General features: G+C 44.4%; 16 protein-coding genes. 1 reads left to right on the top strand and 15 read right to left on the bottom strand.

From position 1 onward, the window contains the following. Window positions 1-63: 63 nt before the first annotated feature. The 15 genes from ftsZ to mraZ are packed head-to-tail and all read right to left on the bottom strand — an operon-like array spanning window position 64 to window position 16,749. Entirely contained in the window at window positions 64-1,308 is a 1,245-nt protein-coding gene (ftsZ, locus tag GDK41_RS01825) for a cell division protein FtsZ (RefSeq protein WP_152084807.1), read from the bottom strand. Window positions 1,309-1,329: 21 nt separating this feature from the next. Then, window positions 1,330-2,562, bottom strand: a complete 1,233-nt coding sequence (gene ftsA / locus GDK41_RS01820) for a cell division protein FtsA (protein WP_152084806.1) — start codon at window positions 2,560-2,562, stop codon at window positions 1,330-1,332. After that, window positions 2,559-3,338 carry a cell division protein FtsQ/DivIB gene (locus GDK41_RS01815; protein WP_152084805.1) on the bottom strand — a complete coding sequence of 260 codons (780 nt, stop codon included), beginning with the start codon at window positions 3,336-3,338 and terminating at the stop codon, window positions 2,559-2,561. The genes ftsA and GDK41_RS01815 overlap by 4 nt, the downstream gene beginning before the upstream one ends. A 1-nt stretch (window position 3,339) precedes the next feature. Beyond that, a complete protein-coding gene (locus GDK41_RS01810) occupies window positions 3,340-4,248 on the bottom strand; it encodes a D-alanine--D-alanine ligase (protein ID WP_152084804.1) in 909 nt (302 codons plus the stop codon). Next, window positions 4,245-5,654, bottom strand: coding sequence for a UDP-N-acetylmuramate--L-alanine ligase (gene murC, locus GDK41_RS01805; RefSeq protein WP_152087482.1), 1,410 nt, complete (start codon window positions 5,652-5,654; stop codon window positions 4,245-4,247). The genes GDK41_RS01810 and murC overlap by 4 nt, the downstream gene beginning before the upstream one ends. 49 nt (window positions 5,655-5,703) lie before the next feature. After that, window positions 5,704-6,774 carry an undecaprenyldiphospho-muramoylpentapeptide beta-N-acetylglucosaminyltransferase gene (gene murG / locus GDK41_RS01800; protein ID WP_152084803.1) on the bottom strand — a complete coding sequence of 357 codons (1,071 nt, stop codon included), beginning with the start codon at window positions 6,772-6,774 and terminating at the stop codon, window positions 5,704-5,706. Continuing rightward, entirely contained in the window at window positions 6,771-7,958 is a 1,188-nt protein-coding gene (ftsW, locus tag GDK41_RS01795; RefSeq protein ID WP_152084802.1) for a cell division protein FtsW, read from the bottom strand. The genes murG and ftsW overlap by 4 nt, the downstream gene beginning before the upstream one ends. Continuing rightward, on the bottom strand, window positions 7,952-9,280 hold the full coding sequence (murD, locus tag GDK41_RS01790) for a UDP-N-acetylmuramoyl-L-alanine--D-glutamate ligase (RefSeq protein WP_152084801.1): 1,329 nt from the start codon (window positions 9,278-9,280) through the stop codon (window positions 7,952-7,954). The genes ftsW and murD overlap by 7 nt, the downstream gene beginning before the upstream one ends. Continuing rightward, entirely contained in the window at window positions 9,280-10,362 is a 1,083-nt protein-coding gene (mraY, locus tag GDK41_RS01785; RefSeq protein ID WP_152084800.1) for a phospho-N-acetylmuramoyl-pentapeptide-transferase, read from the bottom strand. The genes murD and mraY overlap by 1 nt, the downstream gene beginning before the upstream one ends. Next, window positions 10,356-11,747: a UDP-N-acetylmuramoyl-tripeptide--D-alanyl-D-alanine ligase gene (locus GDK41_RS01780; protein ID WP_152084799.1), complete on the bottom strand. Its 1,392-nt coding sequence runs from the start codon at window positions 11,745-11,747 to the stop codon at window positions 10,356-10,358. The genes mraY and GDK41_RS01780 overlap by 7 nt, the downstream gene beginning before the upstream one ends. Continuing rightward, entirely contained in the window at window positions 11,744-13,210 is a 1,467-nt protein-coding gene (locus tag GDK41_RS01775) for a UDP-N-acetylmuramoyl-L-alanyl-D-glutamate--2,6-diaminopimelate ligase (protein WP_152084798.1), read from the bottom strand. Before GDK41_RS01775 ends, GDK41_RS01780 begins: the two co-directional genes overlap by 4 nt. After that, a complete protein-coding gene (locus GDK41_RS01770) occupies window positions 13,200-15,011 on the bottom strand; it encodes a peptidoglycan D,D-transpeptidase FtsI family protein (protein ID WP_152084797.1) in 1,812 nt (603 codons plus the stop codon). The genes GDK41_RS01775 and GDK41_RS01770 overlap by 11 nt, the downstream gene beginning before the upstream one ends. Continuing rightward, a complete protein-coding gene (gene ftsL, locus GDK41_RS01765) occupies window positions 15,008-15,331 on the bottom strand; it encodes a cell division protein FtsL (RefSeq protein ID WP_152084796.1) in 324 nt (107 codons plus the stop codon). Before ftsL ends, GDK41_RS01770 begins: the two co-directional genes overlap by 4 nt. After that, window positions 15,331-16,266 (bottom strand): 16S rRNA (cytosine(1402)-N(4))-methyltransferase RsmH, encoded by a 936-nt coding sequence (gene rsmH, locus GDK41_RS01760; protein WP_152084795.1) that lies wholly within the window; start codon window positions 16,264-16,266, stop codon window positions 15,331-15,333. The genes ftsL and rsmH overlap by 1 nt, the downstream gene beginning before the upstream one ends. A 24-nt stretch (window positions 16,267-16,290) precedes the next feature. Next, a complete protein-coding gene (mraZ, locus tag GDK41_RS01755) occupies window positions 16,291-16,749 on the bottom strand; it encodes a division/cell wall cluster transcriptional repressor MraZ (protein ID WP_152084794.1) in 459 nt (152 codons plus the stop codon). 397 nt (window positions 16,750-17,146) lie between these two features. Here mraZ and GDK41_RS01750 point away from each other — a divergent pair, with 397 nt between their 5' ends. Then, entirely contained in the window at window positions 17,147-20,200 is a 3,054-nt protein-coding gene (locus GDK41_RS01750) for a bifunctional diguanylate cyclase/phosphodiesterase (protein WP_232056503.1), read from the top strand. Window positions 20,201-20,484: the final 284 nt, after the last annotated feature.

Here is a 20,484-nt window from a genome sequence, read left to right as displayed (position 1 = left end):
CATAGACGGCGGATAGTATCACAGATACGACCAGCTGCCAATCGTTTATTCTATAACCAGATGTTAATCTGATTGCTTGCGCAAGAACGCAGGAATATCAAAGTAATTATCTTTGTCTTTATCCGCATCTTTGCTACTTGCTTTAGCCGCCTCATTATTCGTGCTTTGTGCACTACTAGAGGTTGTGCTACCACTATTTGTAACAGTTTCTTGGCTTGCATCTGTTTGTGGTTGCGTAAAGCTTGGCACAAACATGCCTGCTGATTGCGAACTTTCCGTGCTTGCACTACCCGCGTCAGAACCAACTACTTTTTTAAAGCCGTTATCCACAATGCCAAACTGAGGGCGGCGCTCACCGCCTAAACCTGTTGCAACAACCGTTACACGTAGCTCGTCGCTCATTTCAGGGTCAATGACCGCACCAACCACAACCGTCGCATTTTCTGATGCGAGTGCTTTAACATGATTACCAACAATCTCAAACTCTTCAATTGTGATATCCATACCGGCTGTGATGTTAACCAAAATACCCTTAGCACCGGTTAAATCTACGTCTTCTAATAATGGGCTCGAAATAGCGGCTTCCGCTGCTTCTTGCGCTCGATCAGGACCAGAGGCTGAAGCAGTACCCATCATCGCGGTCCCCATTGCAGACATGACTGTTCTTACGTCGGCAAAGTCAACATTGATCAAACCTGAGCGCGTAATTAGCTCTGCGATACCTTGTACAGCACCGTATAACACGTCATTTGCTTTAGCGAACGCATCTAGCAGTGTAGTCCCTTTGCCCAAGACTTTAAGTAATTTGTTGTTGGGAATTGTAATAAGAGAATCTACAATTTCTGACAACTCACCAATACCTTGATCAGCTGCAGCCATGCGCTTTTTGCCTTCCAAATCAAATGGACGCGTAACAACAGCTACAGTTAAAATACCAAGCTCTTTGGCAACACGCGCAACTACAGGAGCGGCGCCTGTACCTGTACCACCACCCATACCAGCGGCGATAAATACCATATCGGCGCCTTCTAAGGCTGTTTTGATAGTCTCAATATCTTCTTCTGCAGACTTACGGCCTACCTCTGGGTTTGCTCCTGCACCTAAACCAGACGTTATCTGAGTACCTAACTGTACCGTTACATCAGCTGACGACTTACGCAACGCTTGCGCGTCTGTATTGGCAGCGATAAAACGCACGCCTTCAATTTCTTGTTTCACCATGTGTTCAACGGCATTACCACCACCGCCACCAACACCAATGACTTTAATTACAGCTTCTTCGCTGTGTTGTTCCATAATATCAAACATCTTTCACTCTCCGACTTGAGCTTAAAACTCGCCTTGAAACCACTTCGTTATGCGGCTCCACCAGCTTCCTTCCGACTCTGCTTTCGACTTTTGTGCATTCATCGATTGCAAAGTACGGCCATATTGTAACAAACCTACCGCCGTTGCATATGCAGGATCGTCAACATAATCAGTTAAACCAGTTATGCCTATAGGTTTGCCTATTCTTACTGGCATCTGACAAATATCTTCAGCAACCTCTAGGGCTCCTGTCATTTTGCCGCTACCACCTGTAATCACCAAACCTGCTGCGATTTGGTCTTCAAAACCTGAGCGACGGATCTCTTCTAACGCCAACTCTAATAATTCTCTAAAGCGCGGCTCGACGACTTCTGATAATGTGTGCCTTGACATTAAACGAGCCGGCCGTCCTCCTACGCTTGGGACTTCAATGGTGTCTTCACTACTGGCCATTTGACTGCTCGCACAGGCATATTGCACTTTAAGTGATTCTGCATGTGAAATAGGCGTACGGAATATTTTCGCAATATCGCCCGTTACTTGATTACCAGCCACTGGAATAACCGCAGAATGACGCAAAGCACCATTGAGATATATGGCGATATCCATAGTACCACCACCAATATCAACAACTGCGACGCCTAGCTCTTTCTCATCATCCGTTAACACTGAGTAACAAGACGCCAGCGCACTGAAAGTTAATTGGTCCACTTGCAGGCCACATCGTTCAACACACTTTTCAAGATTTTTTGCCATGTCGTTCGAGCATGTAATGATATGCGCTTTGGCTTCCATACGCACTCCACTCATGCCTAAAGGGTTCTTTATCCCTTCTTGCATATCAATACTGTATTCTTGCGGCAATGAATGGAGCATTTTACGCTCTGCAGAAATAGGAACCGAGCGAGCAATATGGATCACATTAGCAATATCATCGTCACTGACTTCCGCATTGTTGATAGCAACCACACCACTTTCGTTTTGACACTGAATATGTTTACCTGAAATACCTAAGTAAACCGAGCTGATACGACAATCAGCCATTAGCTCAGCCTCGTCAATCGCACGGCGGATCGACTCTGAAACCAGGTTGAGATCATTCACTCCGCCTTTATCCATACCATGAGAAACTTGGTTACCCACACCCACGATACTCAGTTGATTGTCCGCAGTAATTTCTCCTACAGTCGCAACGACTTTTGAAGTTCCTACATCCAACCCGATCACTAGGTTTCTTTCTGCTGACTTAGTCATGCTTCACTCTTACTTTGTTGTTCTTGTATTTGCGGATATTTCCAGCGAATCGCCAGCCCCGTATCATAACGCAGATCTATCACATCAATCATCGCACCTTCTGGTGCCTGCATTTTTGGATAGACATCAATAAATCTCTGTACTCGCTTGGCTATTTTTTCTCTACCTAAATTAAGTCGAATGCCTTTATCCAACCATAGCTGCCAGGCAAAACGCTCGGAAAGCGCTAAACTCACCAATTTAAAGTCATTAACTCTAAGCATGTCTTTAAATTGTAAAAATGTTTTCCATGCTTCTTGCTCACTGCCTTCAGGGCCATAAAGTTGAGGCAACTCCTTATCAAGCAAGTCACTGTGAGCTTGGAATACATCGCCATGCCGATTAAGTAGCAAGTCACTATTCCACACTGCCACAGGTTTATGCTCAACTACGTAAACCTGTAATTGATCTGGCCACTGTTTACGTACGGACACATGAGCAACCCAAGGCAACGCCTGAACCTTGTTATGAACAGATTTAACATCGAGCTCAAAATAACTACTCAGATCGACCTCTTTAATCACCCTTATAATGTCAGCTTCTTGCGTATAGTAAGGCTTTCCTAGCACTATTAATTGCTTAATTTGCGCGTCTTTATGCTCAATCAACCAATCACTTACCCAATAAGTGCCTCGTATTACACCAATAACGACAAAAACAAAAAAGCTCACACCTAAAATTAACGACCAATTTAGGTGTTGATTCAGCTGTTTTGCTTTTTCGAAAAATGCACGCATCTTAAAGGGTTTGCTCCAAAATGCGAACAACTAATTGTTCAAAACTTATACCTTTCGCCTTAGCAGCCATGGGCACCAAAGACTTTTCGGTCATTCCTGGTACAGTATTCACTTCAAGCAAATAAAACTGCCCATTTTCGTCTTGCATAGCATCCACACGCCCCCAACCTTTGGCACCCACTAATTCAAATGCATGTTTAGCCATTACTTGTAGTTGTGATGTATAAGCATCTGAAATATCAGCAGGGCAAAAATACTGCGTACTATTAACCTGATATTTTGCCTCGTAATCATAAAATCCTCGCGGAGTTTTCATTTCAATTACAGGCAATGCGTCCTCTGCTAGCATGGCCACAGTAAACTCTCGCCCCGTGATCCACTGCTCTACTAATACTTGGTCATCAAATTTAAATGCGTTATTAAGCGCATCAGTTAGCTCTTGCGCAGAACTTGCTTGTGCCATACCAATACTTGACCCTTCATGGGAAGGCTTGACCATCACTTTGCCAAACTCACTGATGATGGCTTGCGCATTAAAACCAATGTTGGCATCGACTACAGCATATGGCGCTGTACTGAGCTTGGCCGATTGAAACAGGTGCTTGCAACGCACTTTATCCATAGCCAATGCACTCCCAAGTACGCCACTACCAGTGTATGGAATACCCATATACTCAAGCGCGCCCTGTATGGTGCCATCTTCACCACCGCGACCATGTAAAGCAATAAACACGCGCTCAACTGCTAAATTTTTCAATTCCCATAAGTTTCTTTGTGCTGGGTCGAATCCAATAGCATCAACCCCTACACTTTGTAGCGCATTTAAAACCGCCTCTCCCGATTTAAGCGAAACTTCTCGTTCAGCCGAACTGCCGCCTAATAATACCGCTACTTTACCGAACTGATTCATGCTTCACCTTGCTTTAATGCTGCTATTGACAATTTGCTGGCAGCCAGTTGTTTGACTATCTGACCTATATTGCCTGCACCTTGTGTGATCACAAGGTCGTTATCTTGTATGGTTTCTGCCAATACCATCGACAATTCACTGTGATCAGCCACATGAATAGGTTCAATGCCCCGCTGTCTTAAGCTACGGCATAAACTTTTACTGTCAGCACCAACAATTGGCGCCTCTCCTGCACTGTATACATCTAACAAAATAAGCTGATCTACTTCGGCCAAGATCTTTACAAAATCTTCGTACAAGTCACGCGTGCGTGAATAGCGGTGCGGTTGGTAAATCATGACTAATCGTTTATCTGGCCACCCAGCTCGTGCAGCTTGAATTGTCACAGCCACTTCTGAGGGGTGGTGCCCATAATCGTCAACCAACATAACTTTGCCGCGCTCATTTTCAAACTCGCCGTAATGCTGAAAACGTCTGCCAATACCTTCAAATTGCTCCAACGCTGCTAAAATAGCGGTATTCTCAATGTTGTGGTCTTTCGCTACAGCAATTGCTGCTGTGGCGTTTAGCGCATTGTGCTTACCTGGCATATTGAGCTTTACATCAATTGACTCGCCCTTTTTGGTTACCACAGTAAACTCGCTACTATTCACTGTTTGTTTAAAGCCTTGCATTCGATAATCAGCGTGCTGTGATTCACCATAAGTAATGGTGGGCCGTGCAAAACGAGGAATAAGATCTGCAGCGACTTGCGAGTCAATGCATACAACGGCCAAACCATAAAAAGGTAAGTTATGAATAAAGTCGACATAAGTGTCTTTCATCTTTTCAAAGTCACCGTCATAAGTATCCATATGATCTGCTTCAATATTGGTGATCACAGAGACCATTGGCTGCAAATGTAAAAATGACGCATCGCTCTCATCGGCTTCCGCAATCAATACATCGCCTGTGCCTAACTTCGCGTTAGTGCCTGCACTATTAAGCAAACCGCCAATCACAAAGGTAGGGTCAAGCTGTGCTTGCGCAAATATACTCGCGATCAAACTTGTTGTTGTGGTCTTACCATGCGTGCCCGCAATCGCAATACCATGACGAAAACGCATCAACTCAGCCAACATTTCTGCCCGACGTACAATTGGAATTCGAGCCGCTTTGGCCGCCTTTATTTCGGGATTAAGCTCATCAATCGCGCTCGATACAACCACAACATTGGCATCTTTTATATTATTTTCATGATGACCAATGAATACTTCTGCGCCCGCTTTTAATAACCGCTCAGTCATTGCATTTTGAGCAATATCGGAGCCTGTTATCCGATACCCTTCATATGCTAACACTTCCGCTATGCCGCCCATACCAGCGCCACCAATACCGATAAAATGTATGGTGTTAATTCTTCTCATAGCTCGACGATTACTGGTTTCTTTCACGCTTTACTCTTTATATCTAATATCAAATGGGTGAGCTAAGTTGCTCACATACTTTTGCGACACTCGCTGTTGCTTCTAACTTTGCATACTGCTTTGCACGCTTTGCTAACTGGCTGATCTGCTCAGGCTGTTGTACAAAGGGAAGCAATAGATCACACATAGCTTGCTCACTGAGCTTATTCTGCGGCAATAATAGCGCAGCGGCTTCATCAACTAAATAGCCGGCATTGGCCGTTTGGTGATCATCCACTGCATGTGGATACGGTACAAATACCGCCATTTTACCAGCTGCGGCTATTTCGCTGACAGTCAACGCGCCAGCTCGGCAAATCACGATATCAGCCCAATCATAAGCCGCATCCATGTCATCGATGAACTCAACAACATTTGCATCAATACCAACATCAGCATAACGCGCTTGTAACGCCGCTTTGTGTCCTTTACCGCTTTGATGATGTATTGCCAAAGGCAAAGATGCATGTTCGATTAACTTGGCAAATGCCCCTGGAAGCGTGTCATTAAGTGCTTTCGCCCCCAACGACCCCCCAACGACTAAGCAGTTCAGGTGTTGCGACGCATTTCTTGGCAGCAACGCGGCCACTGAATGTCGTACCGGGTTACCCACAACTTGAACTTTGCTACCTGCAAATGCATTCGGAAAAGCCGCTAGAACTCTATTAGCAATTTTGGCTAACAATTTATTACTCAATCCTGCTACCGCATTTTGTTCATGGATCACAAGCGGAATCCCAGCAAGCTTTGCCGCCACACCTACCGGACCTGTCACATAGCCACCCATAGCCAGTACAACATCTGGACGACGACGCTTTATTAGAGCTCTGGCTGCAAAAATCGCTTTTAATACCATAAAAGGCGCTTTGACCAGACGCTTAAGACCATTGCCTCGCACTCCCTGCACATCAATAAAATCTATCTCAAAACCATTTTTAGGAACAACTTGCGCTTCCATTCTGTCGGCAGTACCAACCCAAGAGACTTGCCAGCCCTTAGCTTTCAGTTCGTTTGCAACAGCAACACCTGGAAAAATATGCCCGCCAGTTCCACCTGCAACAACCATTAACCGTTTAGTCATCGCTTCCCCCCTCTTGAACCACTTCGAGAGGTCGCCTGTTTGGTCGCCATTTTTGTTTCAAAATCAACTCTTTGTAGTACACCTGCTGCCACTATCATTACTAGTAAGCTTGAGCCACCATAAGAAACAAATGGTAAGGTAAGTCCTTTGGTTGGTAATATCCCTGCACTCGCGCCAATATTTACCATTGTTTGAAAAGCAAACCAAATACCAATAGCCAGAGCAAAATAGCCCTCATATTCTTTTGCACACTTCAATGCTCTTTGGCCAATTAATAGGGCTCTAAATACCAACGTGCCAAGCAGCACAATTATGCTCACGACACCAACAAAGCCTAGCTCTTCTGCTATCACTGCAAAAATGAAGTCATTATGTGCTTCAGGCAAGTACTGCAGTTTTTGCACGCTATTACCTAGCCCTTGCCCAAACCAGCCCCCTTGACCATAAGCCATCAGTGATTGTACCAACTGGTACCCTTTACCAAATGGGTCATCCCACGGCTCTAAAAACCCAATGACCCGAGCCATTCGGTATGGTTCAAAAATAATGAGCAGTACCACCAGTAGAATGCCAGTCAGGATAAGCGCAAAGAACTGCCATAATTTCGCGCCAGCTAAAAAGAGTAAGCCAACCGTGGTGACAAACATCACAACAACAGTACCTAAATCAGGTTGCATCAAAATCAAAAACGCATATACGGCAAACACAGCAATTGGTTTAGCAAACCCTTTTAAGTTCTCTTGTACTTCTTCACGTTTACGTACTAAGTAACCCGCGATATAGCTAAAGAAGAACAGCTTCGCCAGCTCTGCAGCTTGTATACCGACAGGTCCAACGGGGATCCAACGCTTTGAGCCATTAACCTCACGCCCGACAATAAGAACAAGTACCAACAATGCAAGTCCAAACAGCAACAAATAAGGGTTACAACGCTTCCACCAAGACATTGGCGAGCTGGTCGTTATCCAAAACAGTACAAACCCCATGCATAAAAACGCCGCATGACGAATGGTTATGTGATACGGATTATTAAAAAGTCTTTCTGCAACGGGCATAGACGCACTCGTCACCATCACAAAACCCACTCCTAATAAACACAACATGGCGTATAGTAAGGGCACATCGTACAGTGCGTTAGACTGTTTGATATTAAAGTTCAGCCGAAACTGTGACAAAGCTAGCATTGCGTCACCTCATCAACTAAACGACAAAACTCTTCGCCTCTGGCCATATAATTAGGATACATGTCTATGCTCGCACACGCAGGTGCAAGTAAGATACAATCGCCATTGTTAGCAATCGCTTTAGCTTGTTTTACAGCATCTTCCAGCGTTGAGACTAAGTGGCTATTGCGATGCAAAGACAAAAATAATGAACCATCTTTACCAAATCCATAAATTGCCCTGCAATATTGAGCCATGGGTTTGGCAAGCGGGGTAAGATCAGCATCTTTTGCATCTCCACCCACGATCAAAATAATTTTCCCTTGCTTTGTCGCTAAGCTTTCCAATGCCGCCACGGTTGCGCCCACATTTGTTGCTTTTGAGTCATTGAAGTATTTAATACCATGATGATCTGCAACCAATTGGCAGCGATGAGGTAGACCTTTAAACTGAGAAAATGCCTTTTCAAATGCCTTGATAGGCAATGAGATGGGTGCCAACAAGGCCATAACTGCCAACGCATTAAATTGGTTGTGCTTACCCTCAAGCGCCATTATAGATATTGGTAGTAAAGGTTGACCATACGCACTAAAGTATTGCTCGCCTTGATGCTGTATTAACTGATAATCAGCCTGACTTAGACCCACACTCACGCCTTGCTGTGCGCTGCAAAACGTGTTTTTATCGCCTACGTTATAAACAAGGTGCTCGGTGTGCTTGTATATACGCTGTTTAGCCGCACAATATGCAGCAAAATCAGGGTATCGGTCCATGTGATCTTCTGTGATATTTAAGATCATCGCACTCGTACAATACAAGCTATGTGTTGTTTCTAGCTGAAAACTAGATAATTCAAGTACGTACACATCATGATCTTCTGCGAGCAAGTCCAGTGCAGCCGTACCTATATTACCACCAAGTCCAACTTTCATGCCCGCTTCAGTGAGTACTTTTGCAGCCAGTGTCACCACCGTCGACTTACCATTTGACCCCGTTACCGCAATCACAGGCTTATCGTTTAACCGAGCGAATAGCTCTATATCGCCAATCACTTCGACGCCATCAGCTATGGCCTTAGCAACCGTTGCTTCATACAGCGCAATCCCTGGACTGATAATGATGATATCGGCACTAGAGAGACTTGCCTCGGCAAGCGAACCGAACACGGCTTCACACTCTGGCTTATTGTCGGCTAACCACTGAGCTCCTGGCGGCACTGGACGACTATCAACAATACGTGGCATGATGTCATGAGACAATAAAAAACGCACGATGCCCAGACCGGTTACACCCAGTCCAAGCACAGTAATCTTCTTGTTTTTTAACGCGTTTAAATACTGCATTACCTAATCTTCAACGTTGCCAATCCAGCTAAAACCAACACAATAGAGATGATCCAAAATCGCACTATCACTCTAGGCTCTGGCCACCCTTTTAATTCATAATGATGATGTATAGGCGCCATACGGAATATGCGCTGCCCACGCAATTTATACGATCCGACTTGTAAAATCACAGAGAGTGCTTCCATCACAAATACCCCTCCCATGATCAGCAAAACAAGCTCCTGGCGCACTAAAATTGCAATGATCCCAAGCGCTCCACCTAAAGCGAGCGAGCCAACATCTCCCATAAATACTTGTGCAGGATAAGTGTTAAACCATAAAAATCCGAGCCCTGCCCCCACAATTGCGGTACACACCACGACCAGTTCACTGGCCAGCGGGATATGCGGTATATGCAAATAACTTGAAAAGTTCACATTGCCCGTCAAATAAGCAATGATGGCTAATGCCGAGGCTACTAAAATAGTGGGTACAATCGCTAAGCCATCCAAACCATCGGTTAAATTTACCGCGTTAGACGTACCCACAATCACGAAATAGCACATCACTAAATAAAATAAGCCTAATTGCGGCATCACTTCTTTTAAAAATGGCACTACCAAAGTCGTTTCAGCCGCTGAATGCGAAGTAAAATACATAAAACTCGCAACCGATATCGCAATAACCGACTGCCAAAAATACTTCCACCGTGCTATTAATCCCTTACTGTCTTTTCGGATCACTTTGCGATAATCATCAACAAAACCTACAATCCCAAGACTGCCAATAACGAAGAGGGTTACCCATACATATTTGTTATCTAAGTCTCCCCACATCAAGGTACTGGTAAAAATCGATGCTAGGATCAATAATCCACCCATCGTCGGCGTTCCAGATTTTGATAAATGAGACTCAGGCCCATCATCTCGCACTGTTTGCCCAATTTGCATTTTTTGCAATGCACGGATCAGTTTTGGCCCAAAATATAAAGAGATAAAGAGTGCGGTTAAGATCCCCAAAATGGCCCTTAATGTAAGATAAGAAAAAACATTAAAACCACTGTAATACTGCGTTAAATATTCCGCTAACCAGACTAACATTTTGGGGCCTCATCATTGCCAGACATATGGCTACTACTCACTAACTCTTCTACTAACAATTCCATACGTGAGCTACGCGAGCCCTTAACAAGCACAGTGCATACTCCGTTGTGTGCCTTTAATTCATGTTGCAATGCTTTTAGTAAATGTTCCCGAGTTGAAAAATGCCGTTCAGGTTGAGAAAACACATCACTGCTATAACGGCTCAGAACGCCAAGAGAGAACAACGCATCGACCCCTTTTTGCTGTGCATACTCACCGACTTCTTGATGATATTCACGCGCTTGCTCTCCCAACTCGCCCATATCACCCAGCGCTAAAATGCGATAGCCTGGCATATTCATCAATATATCGATACCTGCCTTAACCGAACGAACATTGGCATTATAGGTATCATCAATGACATTCAATCGGGCATTCGCTTTGATCAAATTAACGCGACCTTTTACAGGTGTCATGCGCTCCAGGCCTGAGGCAATATCACTCAACGAAGCCCCAAGTTCGCTTGTAAGCGCCGCGGCAATCAGGGCATTTGTGACGTTGTGTTCACCAGGCAAAGCCAGCTGAACTGGTACTTGCTCATCATCAGTACACAGCATAAAGCTAGCGTGTGCGGTGTCGCTCAAGCTAACATTTTCAGCCCATACATCTAGTTTTTGGGTACTTGAGAAACGTTTAACCTTGACATCGTGAAGACTACTTTGCCACATATCAACAAATTCACAGTCGCAGTTTAAAACCGCTATGCCGCCACTTTTTAGCCCTGAAAAAATTTCGCCTTTGGCTTGCCCAACACCTTCTATTGAGCCAAACCCTTCAATATGTGCGGGTGCAACATTACATACAACGGCCACATCGGGACTGGTTAAAGCGGTGGTGTACGCAATCTCACCAATATGATTTGCACCGAGCTCGATCACTGCAAACTCGTCGTCTTCTTGAAGGCGTAGCAGCGTAAGCGGTACACCTATGTCATTATTAAAATTACCTTTGGTAGCAAGTACTTTGCCTTTGCACTGCAAAATTGCGGCACACATTTCTTTGACCGTAGTTTTGCCGACACTGCCTGTAATAGCAATCGTTTTAGGTGCCACAGTATCAATGACTGCTTTACCAACTTTACCAAGCGCTATGCGTGTATCTTTTACAACAAATTGCGTAATATCACATGCCACTGGTGTATCAACAATGGCTGCTATTGCGCCTTTTTGTTTAGCTTGCTCAACAAACTGGTGACCGTCAAAATTAGGCCCTCTCAATGCTAAAAACACCTCATCATTTTTTATTGTTCTGGTGTCGGTGTTTATATTGGCTATCGCCAAGTTTTCCCCATTTAGAGGCGTATCAAGTACCGCTGCAAGCCAAGCTAAATCTGCTTTGATCATGCACTTACCTCCTGCAAAACTGTTTCTACAAAGCGCCTATCACAAAACGGCAGTCGCTTGTCTCCAATAATTTGATAGTCTTCATGACCTTTACCCGCAATTAGTACTACCGCATTTTGCGGTGCATGCTCAATGGCGTAACGGATCGCTTGTGCTCTATCAACTTTACACACAGCATACTCAGGGTTGCTGAGTCCAGCCTTAACGTCATTAATAATATTTTGCGGGTCTTCACTACGGGGGTTATCGCTAGTTATCACCAACTTGTCGGCGTTGCGCTCAGCGGCTTGTGCCATCAGTGGACGCTTACCTTTATCTCGATCACCACCACAACCAAACACACACACCACATTACCTGGTACATGGTGTTGAAGCGCCTGCAAGGCAAGCTCTAATGCTTCTGGGGTATGGGCATAATCAACAATACAGGTGGGCTTATTGGGTGCCGAGAATGCTTGCATGCGACCAGCCACAGGCTCTAGATATTTGGCCGCTTTTAATAACGACGAAAATGCAAAACCTTGGGTTAACAAAGCTGCCAATGCAGCCGCCAAGTTGTATACGTTGAACAAACCGAATAGTGGCGTACGTAGCTGTCCCCGCCCCCAGCTGCTGTCAATCGTGACTGTCATCCCCTGATGGTCACACACCACATCGTCAAACCATACGTATCTTTTGAATGCACTGTGCTGGCGCTTTTTACCATACACCACTATGTTGTCGAAATGGTGCTCCGTTAACCACTGCTGTCCATGCTCATCATCTATGTTGAGCACACTGTGCTGAGGGTTATGATTTTGAAATAAAGACAGCTTTGCCAGCGCATATTGCGCCATATCACCATGATAATCTAAATGATCTCGCGATAAATTGGTAAATACTGCGACGTCAAAATGTGTTTCATCTAAACGTCCTTGCACCAACCCATGGGAGGAAACCTCCATGGCCACTAATTTATTACACTCACTTAGCTGAGCCAAAATACGCTGTAAGTCAACGTTCGACGGTGTGGTATTGGCAAGTTCAGTCAATTTTTTGGGATTACCATAGCCTAATGTGCCAACAACTGCAGAGGGGGTGTCACAGTGTTGTGCTAAGCTTGCGATCATCGCTGTCGTTGTCGACTTACCATTGGTCCCCGTAACGCCAATCGTACACATTCTTTGACTTGGCTTATCATAAAAAAGCGCAGCAATTTTTGCCGCATTGTTAATTAGATTCGGCACTGGAATAAAATCAGGGTGACTGGTACAGAGGTGGCTGTCAGCATCAATTAAAACACACGCTGCCCCTTGCTCAAGCGCTGACAACGCAAAATCTTCACCATTTTGCTGGTGTCCTTGTATCGCTATAAACGCATCTTCAGCTTCAACTTGTCTGCTGTCTAAACGTAAATGAGCGACCATCATCGAGGCACTGTGCACACCCAACTGTTCAAGTACAACGCGGATATCACGATTCATTGCCTGACTCCGATATATATGCAACACGGTCTTTATCTGGCGCAACGTTGAGAATACGCAGCGCATTTGACATGATCTCAGCAAAGGCAGGACCTGATGTATGCCCACCATAATACACATCACCACCGGGTTCGTTCACCATAACCACAACTGCCAAACGTGGGTCGCTTACTGGTGCAACTCCTGCAAAATAGCCAACATATTCATCACCATACCCACCAGCAATCGCCTTTTCAGAGGTTCCTGTTTTGCCTGCTGCACGGTAACCATCCACCTTAACATTGGCAGCGGTTCCCCCTTTTTCAAAAACCGATTCCATCATCTCTACCACAGCGTGCACATCTTCTTTTTTGAAAATACGCTCTCCCGGCGGCGGTGTTTTTTGTTTTAATATTGTTAGCGGTCGTAATATGCCACCTGAGCCAAATACGGAGTAGAGGCGTGCTATTTGTGCCGTGCTCGCCGACACCGCATAGCCATAGGCTAAAGTCGCTATTTCAAAATCAGACCAACGACGGTTAGGATAAAACAAGCCACTGCTTTCACCCACCATCATGGTGCCAGTGTCTTCACCAAAGCCCACTTTTTGATATAAGCCCACCATATAGTCTTTAGGCAGCATTTGGCTAATTTTCGCAACCCCCATATTACTGGAGATCTTGAGAATCTCACGTAACGTCATTTCACCATGGTTAATCGTATCTTGTACTAAGCTACCACCTAAACGCATCCAACCGGGATAAGTGTCTATCACTTCGTCAGCCTCAATGGCACCATAATCTAGGCCTGCCAATACGGCGAGAGGTTTCAGCGTTGAGCCAGGTTCAAATAAATCAGTAATAGCACGATTTCGACGTTTGTAAGGCGCCGCATCACTCATATCATTCGGATTAAAACTCGGGCTGTTTACCATGGCCAGCACTTCACCCGTTCTTACATCAACCACCATCGCAGAACCCGATGTTGCCTTATAACTCAACACCGCACTTTTCAAGGCTCGATAAGCAATTGCTTGAATACGTAAATCTATGCTCAGCTCTATATTTTCAGGCTCAACCCTTTGCTCTTCAGAGAGCACTTGGATCTCACGCCCTCGCGCATCTTTGCGCACAGTACGCTTACCTTCAGCACCAGTGAGCGCGGTTTCAAATAATCGCTCTATCCCCTCGATACCCTTACCGTCAATATTGGTAAAACCAAGCACGTGGGCGGTCACTTCGCCGCTTGGGTAAAAGCGCTTTGACTCATCAAGCAAATGAATACCCGGTAGTCTGAGTTGGCGAATATAATTGGCAACTGCGGGGGTTACCTGTCGCTTTAAGTACACGAATCGTCTGCTTGGGTCATTGCGCAAGCGACTGTCTACTTCTTCATTTTTTATTTGCAGCACATCTGCCAGTTCACGCCAGCGTAGTTCATTTGCATACCAAGCTTGCTTGCGACGCGTCATTTCAGCTTCATTGGTGGCAAGCGCTTTATAATCCTCACCCTGTTTACGAGCCGCTTTTAGTACTTTTTTGGCTATAGATTTATCCAACGCTTTTGGGTCAGCATATACACTAACCACGGGCACGCTCACTGCGAGTTCTTTGCCATTTCGATCAAAGATCATACCCCGTTGAACCTTTAGCTTCTCTACTCGAACAGTGCGTTTGGCATTTTCTTCTCGAGCCTTATCAGGCTCTATCACCTGTAGATATGCAGCACGCGCAACCAAGGTTAAAAACACCATCACTAGCAGCACACACACCAATGCAAAACGCCAAGTAACTAGACTCGTGGTTACCTTTGGCTTGTTCATTGGATCACCACCACTTGTTCATCTTTACTGGTTGGACGCTTCATATTAAGTTGTGTTTTTGCAATCTCTTCTATACGTGCATGCTGTGAATAAAATTCTTCTTCAACCAATAAGTAACGCCACTCAAGATCGAGTTCATCTCGCTGTTGTAACAGCTCATCTTGTGCAATGAGTTGCTGGCGAGTTAAATGAGTGACTTGCACAACGGCCAAGGCAGTAGCAAAAATCAATAACAGCAAAAACACAGTCAGCTTATTTGCTAATAAGCCCTGAATTATCTCTAAAAATAGTTTTGGCTGCCTATCGGTATTTTTGCTCATTACAATTTTTGCGCCACCCTCAGAACAGAGCTTCTTGCTCTTGGGTTGGCTGCAATTTCCTCTGCACTTGGCTTAATAGCTTTGCCCACTGCCTTTAACGTCAGGTTTTGTTTAAGTTGTGCATCCGTTAAAGGCAGACCTCTGGGCATCGCTTCTCCCTTACTCTGCTTCTTAATAAACTGCTTTACAATGCGATCTTCTAAAGAATGGAATGAGATCACAACTAAGCGACCGCCAGGTTTTAATACCTCCAAAGAAGCCTGTAAAGCAGTTTGAATTTCCTCTAACTCACTATTGATATAAATACGAATAGCTTGAAATGTACGTGTTGCAGGGTGTTTGTGTTTATCTTTGACAGGTACCGCTTCATCTACCAAATCAGCAAGCTGCTTGGTCGTTGTAATTGGTGTGTGTTCACGTGTTTCGAGCACTTTGTGAGCAATACGGCGACCAAATTTTTCTTCGCCATACTTTTTGATCACAAAGGTTATATCTTCTAAATCGGCCTCAGCCAGCCATTGTGCTGCACTGCGCCCGGTAGTGGGGTCCATACGCATATCTAATGGGCCATCATGCATGAAGCTAAAGCCACGCTGAGCGTCATCTAACTGCGGAGATGAAACACCGATATCCAATAAAATACCATCAACTTTCCCAAGCAAATCTGCTTGTTGAGCAACTTCTTTGATATTTGAAAAGCGTGTGTGAGCAATCGAAAAACGCGCATCATCAGCAAACCTTTTTGCTGCGTCTATTGCTTGAGGATCTTGGTCTATTGCTTGCAGGCGACCTTCAGGTGCTAAACGAGACAATATTTGTCCCGAATGGCCACCTCGACCAAATGTGCCGTCTATGTATATGCCTTGCGGATTGATAGCGAGTGCGTCTAACGTTTCTGCCATCAACACTGACACATGTTGAAATTGCGCCGTCATGCTCAAACTTTGCCTTACTTTCTGTTACAGCGAGAAATTATCAAGCTCTGGAGAAGCTTCAAACTCGCCACCGCGCTCAAGCTCGGTATCGAGTTGCATCTGTTGATGCCAGCGATCTTCATCCCAGATCTCAAACTTATTTAACAGCCCCACCAGCATAATCTTCTTGTTCAACCCAGCATGGGTGCGCAGTGACGGGGCCAATAAAATGCGGCCATTTTTATCAAGTTGATATTCAGTAGCATGACCCAATAACATGCGTTGTAAACGCCTTGCTCTGGGATTCATATTGGACAGTTTTTGCAAACGGGCTTCTATCTCATACCATTCGCTCACGGGATATAGCCATAGGCATGGTTCATTAATAGCAATAGTGCAGATCAGTTCCCCTTGATCTTCAGACAAGAGCTGTTGCCGGTACTTAGTCGGTACCGCAAAGCGCCCTTTGTCATCTAAGCTCAGTGAGCTTGCACCTTTGAACATTAAAAAACCAACCTCAACCCCGCTTAGCGCTCAAGATCCAATTTGATCCACTAAAAACCACTTTTTACCACAATAGTACAGTCTAGGGCTTGACAGGCCTTTATGTCAAGCAAATATAAGCATTGACATGGCTTTTGAGGCCAGAAAAAATGCGGGTTTTGCCAAAGTGTATGAATTAGGTGGAAAAAAGTGGGAAAGGTAAAAAATACGACTTCCTTACAGAAAAATTACAGTTATTTAGCAGCAAGCAAAATAATAAATTCTTACTCAGATAGCACAAACAACAAAAACCTGTGCTCGATAAAAGTACAAATAAATAGTAAAAAACTCTCAATTACTTGGCGTAAAGTGTCGTGGTTTAGTATTATATGGGGTCGTTCTACTGGTGCCTTTAGGTGTGATCATTTCTAATTTATCAATACCACAACGTTTCTATCGTTTATTGTTTCTTATTTGTGTTCCAGGTTTGCTGGTTATCTTTGCACAACTGTTAGATGAGCGTTCTGAAATTTTGGAGCAAAGCGAACACCATGCACTGCTCCTTGCTAAGCATATTGTTGCCGTGCAGAATACCGAGATCAACGATACTAAATCATTATTAACCACACTGTCTGAACAGCCCAATATCCGCAGCTTCGAGGATGGTCAATGCCCTGAATTACTGTCTCATGCCCAGCTTCTCTCAGCGGATATTGCTAATATTGGCATTGTAGCCCCGAGTGGCGAAGTGATTTGCTCATTGCTAACGGGCACACAAGCCATCGATATTCATGATAGAGCTTACTTTCAAAGTGCTTTGTCATCTAAGCAATTTGCGATTGGCCAGTTTCAACAAGACCGCTCAGTTCATCGCGCAACCGTCAACTTTGCAACGCCCATTTTTGATAAAAACGGTACCATAAAATCGGTATTGGTGGCTGTCAAGCCGCTAGATAGATGGAGCCAAACGTTAGCAAAGCTTCCATTACCGCAAGGTAGTCAAGTGATGCTCAGCGATGCCCATGACAACATTATTGCTCTATCACCATTTAACAGCGCAATTTTGGGCTCAGCTCGCACAGAGCACTGGCCAACAATTAGTGCAAACAAAGCCCATATCTTAGAAGATAACAATGGCCATCGAAGAATTTACTTTACGCTTCCCTTAAAGTCGAACAACACTCTAAATACACTAACTGTTAATGTATCTCTGCCTTTTGAGCAGGCCATTGTTCAAGCCAATAAAGAAGTTGCTATTATTTTGGTTTTATTTGTTTTAGCGATTGCACTGTTAATTTGGCAAGCTCGCTGGAGCTTACAAAGAGTTATCTTGAAACCCTTAGACAACCTCGTAAATGCCATTGAAGACCTATCACATGGGCAACCTGTACGTTGGTCACAAAAGTCGCAAACACCTGAGTTTAATGCCATTGCATTGCGTTTTGAACAGATGGCGAGTATTCGACTCAATGTCGAGTCAGCACTTTCACATAAGCATGCAGAGCTGAGCGCACTGCTCGCTTCGTTACCCGACAGCTATCTAAGGCTAGACAAGCAAGGTAATATTCTGATGCGTCATGGCCAATTTGCTAAGCGAGCGGCATTACTATCACAAATATTTCCAGAGCATATTTATCAACGTTTACTCAAACAGTTAGGGCGTTTAAACGCAAATTCTCATTGCCAACTAGAGTTTTCGCTCATTGAAAACACTAAACGCCATGTTTTTGAATGTCGGCTAAGTCCTATTACCGATCACCCACAAGCTATTTTAGTGATCCGCGATATTAGCCAACGTAAAAAACAAGAAGAAGCCATTAATTTAGCCGCCTTGGTTTACAACAACAGTAGTGAAGGCATGGTGATCACTGATGCCAACGGGTACATTTTAGATACCAACCCTGCATTTAGTGCCGTAACAGGTTATAAACGTTCTGAGGTAATTGGCAAAACCACCTCAATTTTGGCTTCTGGTCAACATGATCAGGCGTTTTATACTCGAATGTGGGAGCAACTCGAAAAGCAAGGGAAATGGCAAGGGGAAATCATTAATCGACGTAAAAATGGTGAGCTGTTTACCGAGTGGCTTACCATAAATAGCGTATATGATAGCAATGGAGAGCCATATCGACGCGTTGCTATCTTTACAGATATTACGGAGAAAAAGCAGCAGGATGAGTTGATTTGGCGCCAAGCACATTATGATCAACTCACACAACTGGCAAACCGAACTCAGTTAAAACGCCACTTAAAAAGTCACTTAGTAAAAGGTGCGCAGCAGCTTGCCATATTACTGCTGGACCTCGATCATTTTAAAGATATCAACGATACACTCGGTCACTTTTATGGCGACCAATTGCTCACTGAAGTCGCTGAACGCTTGAACCAATTGAGCCCAATGTGTAGCTTAGTCTCTCGTATTGGTGGAGATGAATTTGTTTTAGTGACCCCCTACTTTGGTGATGACAACACACTCATTGAGCTTGCCGAAAAGGTGCTGTCGCAACTGCAACCCAAAATTAATATTGGTAATGAGTCGTTCCATATCAGTGCCAGTATCGGAATAGCTCGCACACCGGATGATGGTATCAGCAGCGAGCATCTGCTTAAAGCTGCCGATCAAGCCATGTATCAAGCAAAACAACAAGGACGCAGCGGCTACGCTTTTTTCAGCAATGACATGCGAGAACAAGCAGAAAACCGCATGCGTTTACTCAAAGATTTAAGGGTTGCTCAACAAGAGCAACAATTCTGCCTGTACTATCAGCCTATTGTTGAACTAAAAACACAAAAAATCGCCAAAGCTGAAGCGTTGATCCGTTGGCAGCATCCAGAAAAAGGCTTAATACGCCCAGATGAATTCATTCCCCTTGCTGAAGAAACCCAGCTCATACACAAAATAGGTGAGTTTATATTTGCCAGTGCCTGTGACACATTGCGTCGGGTACAAGACTCAGGTAAACACTTGCAGTTAAGTATCAACGTTTCGCCCGTACAATTCACCTCTAAGCATTGCCATCTAAACAAGTGGCATAAGCAACTACAGACACAAGGCTTGAGCACACAGGATATCGTCATTGAAATCACCGAAGGGTTAATGATGAATGCCCAGCCCCGTACGCAAAAGCGTTTAAACGCGCTTACAACTCAAGGATTCGCGCTGGCGTTGGATGACTTTGGCACCGGTTACTCATCATTGGCATACTTAAAACAAATGGATACTGACTACATTAAAATAGACAAGCGTTTTGTTGATGGTATTGCAGAAAGTCGAGACGATCTGGCGCTCTGTGAGGCCATGATCATGATGGCTCACCAGCTAGGATTGCAGGTTATTGCTGAGGGAATTGAAACGTATGAGCAGCATGCACTCTTGCTGCAAGCTGGGTGTGATTTTGGTCAAGGCTATTATTACGCTAAACCCATGCCACAAGATGCATTACTTACGTTACTAGACACATCTGGTGTGTAAGGGTTTTATAGTCGCCAATATGTTGCACATGTAGAATGACAGTAATTCAATCACACTTGTCCAGCAGCAAGGCTAAATAACCTCAGCTGCACATAAGTGAATTTGCCCAATAAAGCTATTTCGCTCACTCTCTGCGTTATTTTTACTTGCAATAGCGCACTATTACTTCGCGAAAATGCCTTGATATTGAGCAAAATATCATCATTAGAAGTTGAGGGGGTTACAACGTCTCTATTCTGAATTATCAAAACGCTTATCCACCGCTGAAGTTAAATATAAAAAGC

The organism is Pseudoalteromonas sp. A25 (genome assembly GCF_009176705.1).
In the GTDB taxonomy this organism is placed as follows: Bacteria; Pseudomonadota; Gammaproteobacteria; order Enterobacterales; family Alteromonadaceae; genus Pseudoalteromonas.
Note: the sequence above shows the minus strand (reverse complement) of the source record. Positions and strands in the feature narration are given on the sequence as shown.

Coding starts and splice junctions, on each gene's coding strand:
- ftsZ (WP_152084807.1), bottom strand. CDS start 1,308: ATGTTTGATATTATGGAACAACACAGCGAAGAAGCTGTAATTAAAGTC.
- ftsA (WP_152084806.1), bottom strand. CDS start 2,562: ATGACTAAGTCAGCAGAAAGAAACCTAGTGATCGGGTTGGATGTAGGA.
- GDK41_RS01815 (WP_152084805.1), bottom strand. CDS start 3,338: ATGCGTGCATTTTTCGAAAAAGCAAAACAGCTGAATCAACACCTAAAT.
- GDK41_RS01810 (WP_152084804.1), bottom strand. CDS start 4,248: ATGAATCAGTTCGGTAAAGTAGCGGTATTATTAGGCGGCAGTTCGGCT.
- murC (WP_152087482.1), bottom strand. CDS start 5,654: ATGAGAAGAATTAACACCATACATTTTATCGGTATTGGTGGCGCTGGT.
- murG (WP_152084803.1), bottom strand. CDS start 6,774: ATGACTAAACGGTTAATGGTTGTTGCAGGTGGAACTGGCGGGCATATT.
- ftsW (WP_152084802.1), bottom strand. CDS start 7,958: ATGCTAGCTTTGTCACAGTTTCGGCTGAACTTTAATATCAAACAGTCT.
- murD (WP_152084801.1), bottom strand. CDS start 9,280: ATGCAGTATTTAAACGCGTTAAAAAACAAGAAGATTACTGTGCTTGGA.
- mraY (WP_152084800.1), bottom strand. CDS start 10,362: ATGTTAGTCTGGTTAGCGGAATATTTAACGCAGTATTACAGTGGTTTT.
- GDK41_RS01780 (WP_152084799.1), bottom strand. CDS start 11,747: ATGATCAAAGCAGATTTAGCTTGGCTTGCAGCGGTACTTGATACGCCT.
- GDK41_RS01775 (WP_152084798.1), bottom strand. CDS start 13,210: ATGAATCGTGATATCCGCGTTGTACTTGAACAGTTGGGTGTGCACAGT.
- GDK41_RS01770 (WP_152084797.1), bottom strand. CDS start 15,011: ATGAACAAGCCAAAGGTAACCACGAGTCTAGTTACTTGGCGTTTTGCA.
- ftsL (WP_152084796.1), bottom strand. CDS start 15,331: ATGAGCAAAAATACCGATAGGCAGCCAAAACTATTTTTAGAGATAATT.
- rsmH (WP_152084795.1), bottom strand. CDS start 16,266: ATGACGGCGCAATTTCAACATGTGTCAGTGTTGATGGCAGAAACGTTA.
- mraZ (WP_152084794.1), bottom strand. CDS start 16,749: ATGTTCAAAGGTGCAAGCTCACTGAGCTTAGATGACAAAGGGCGCTTT.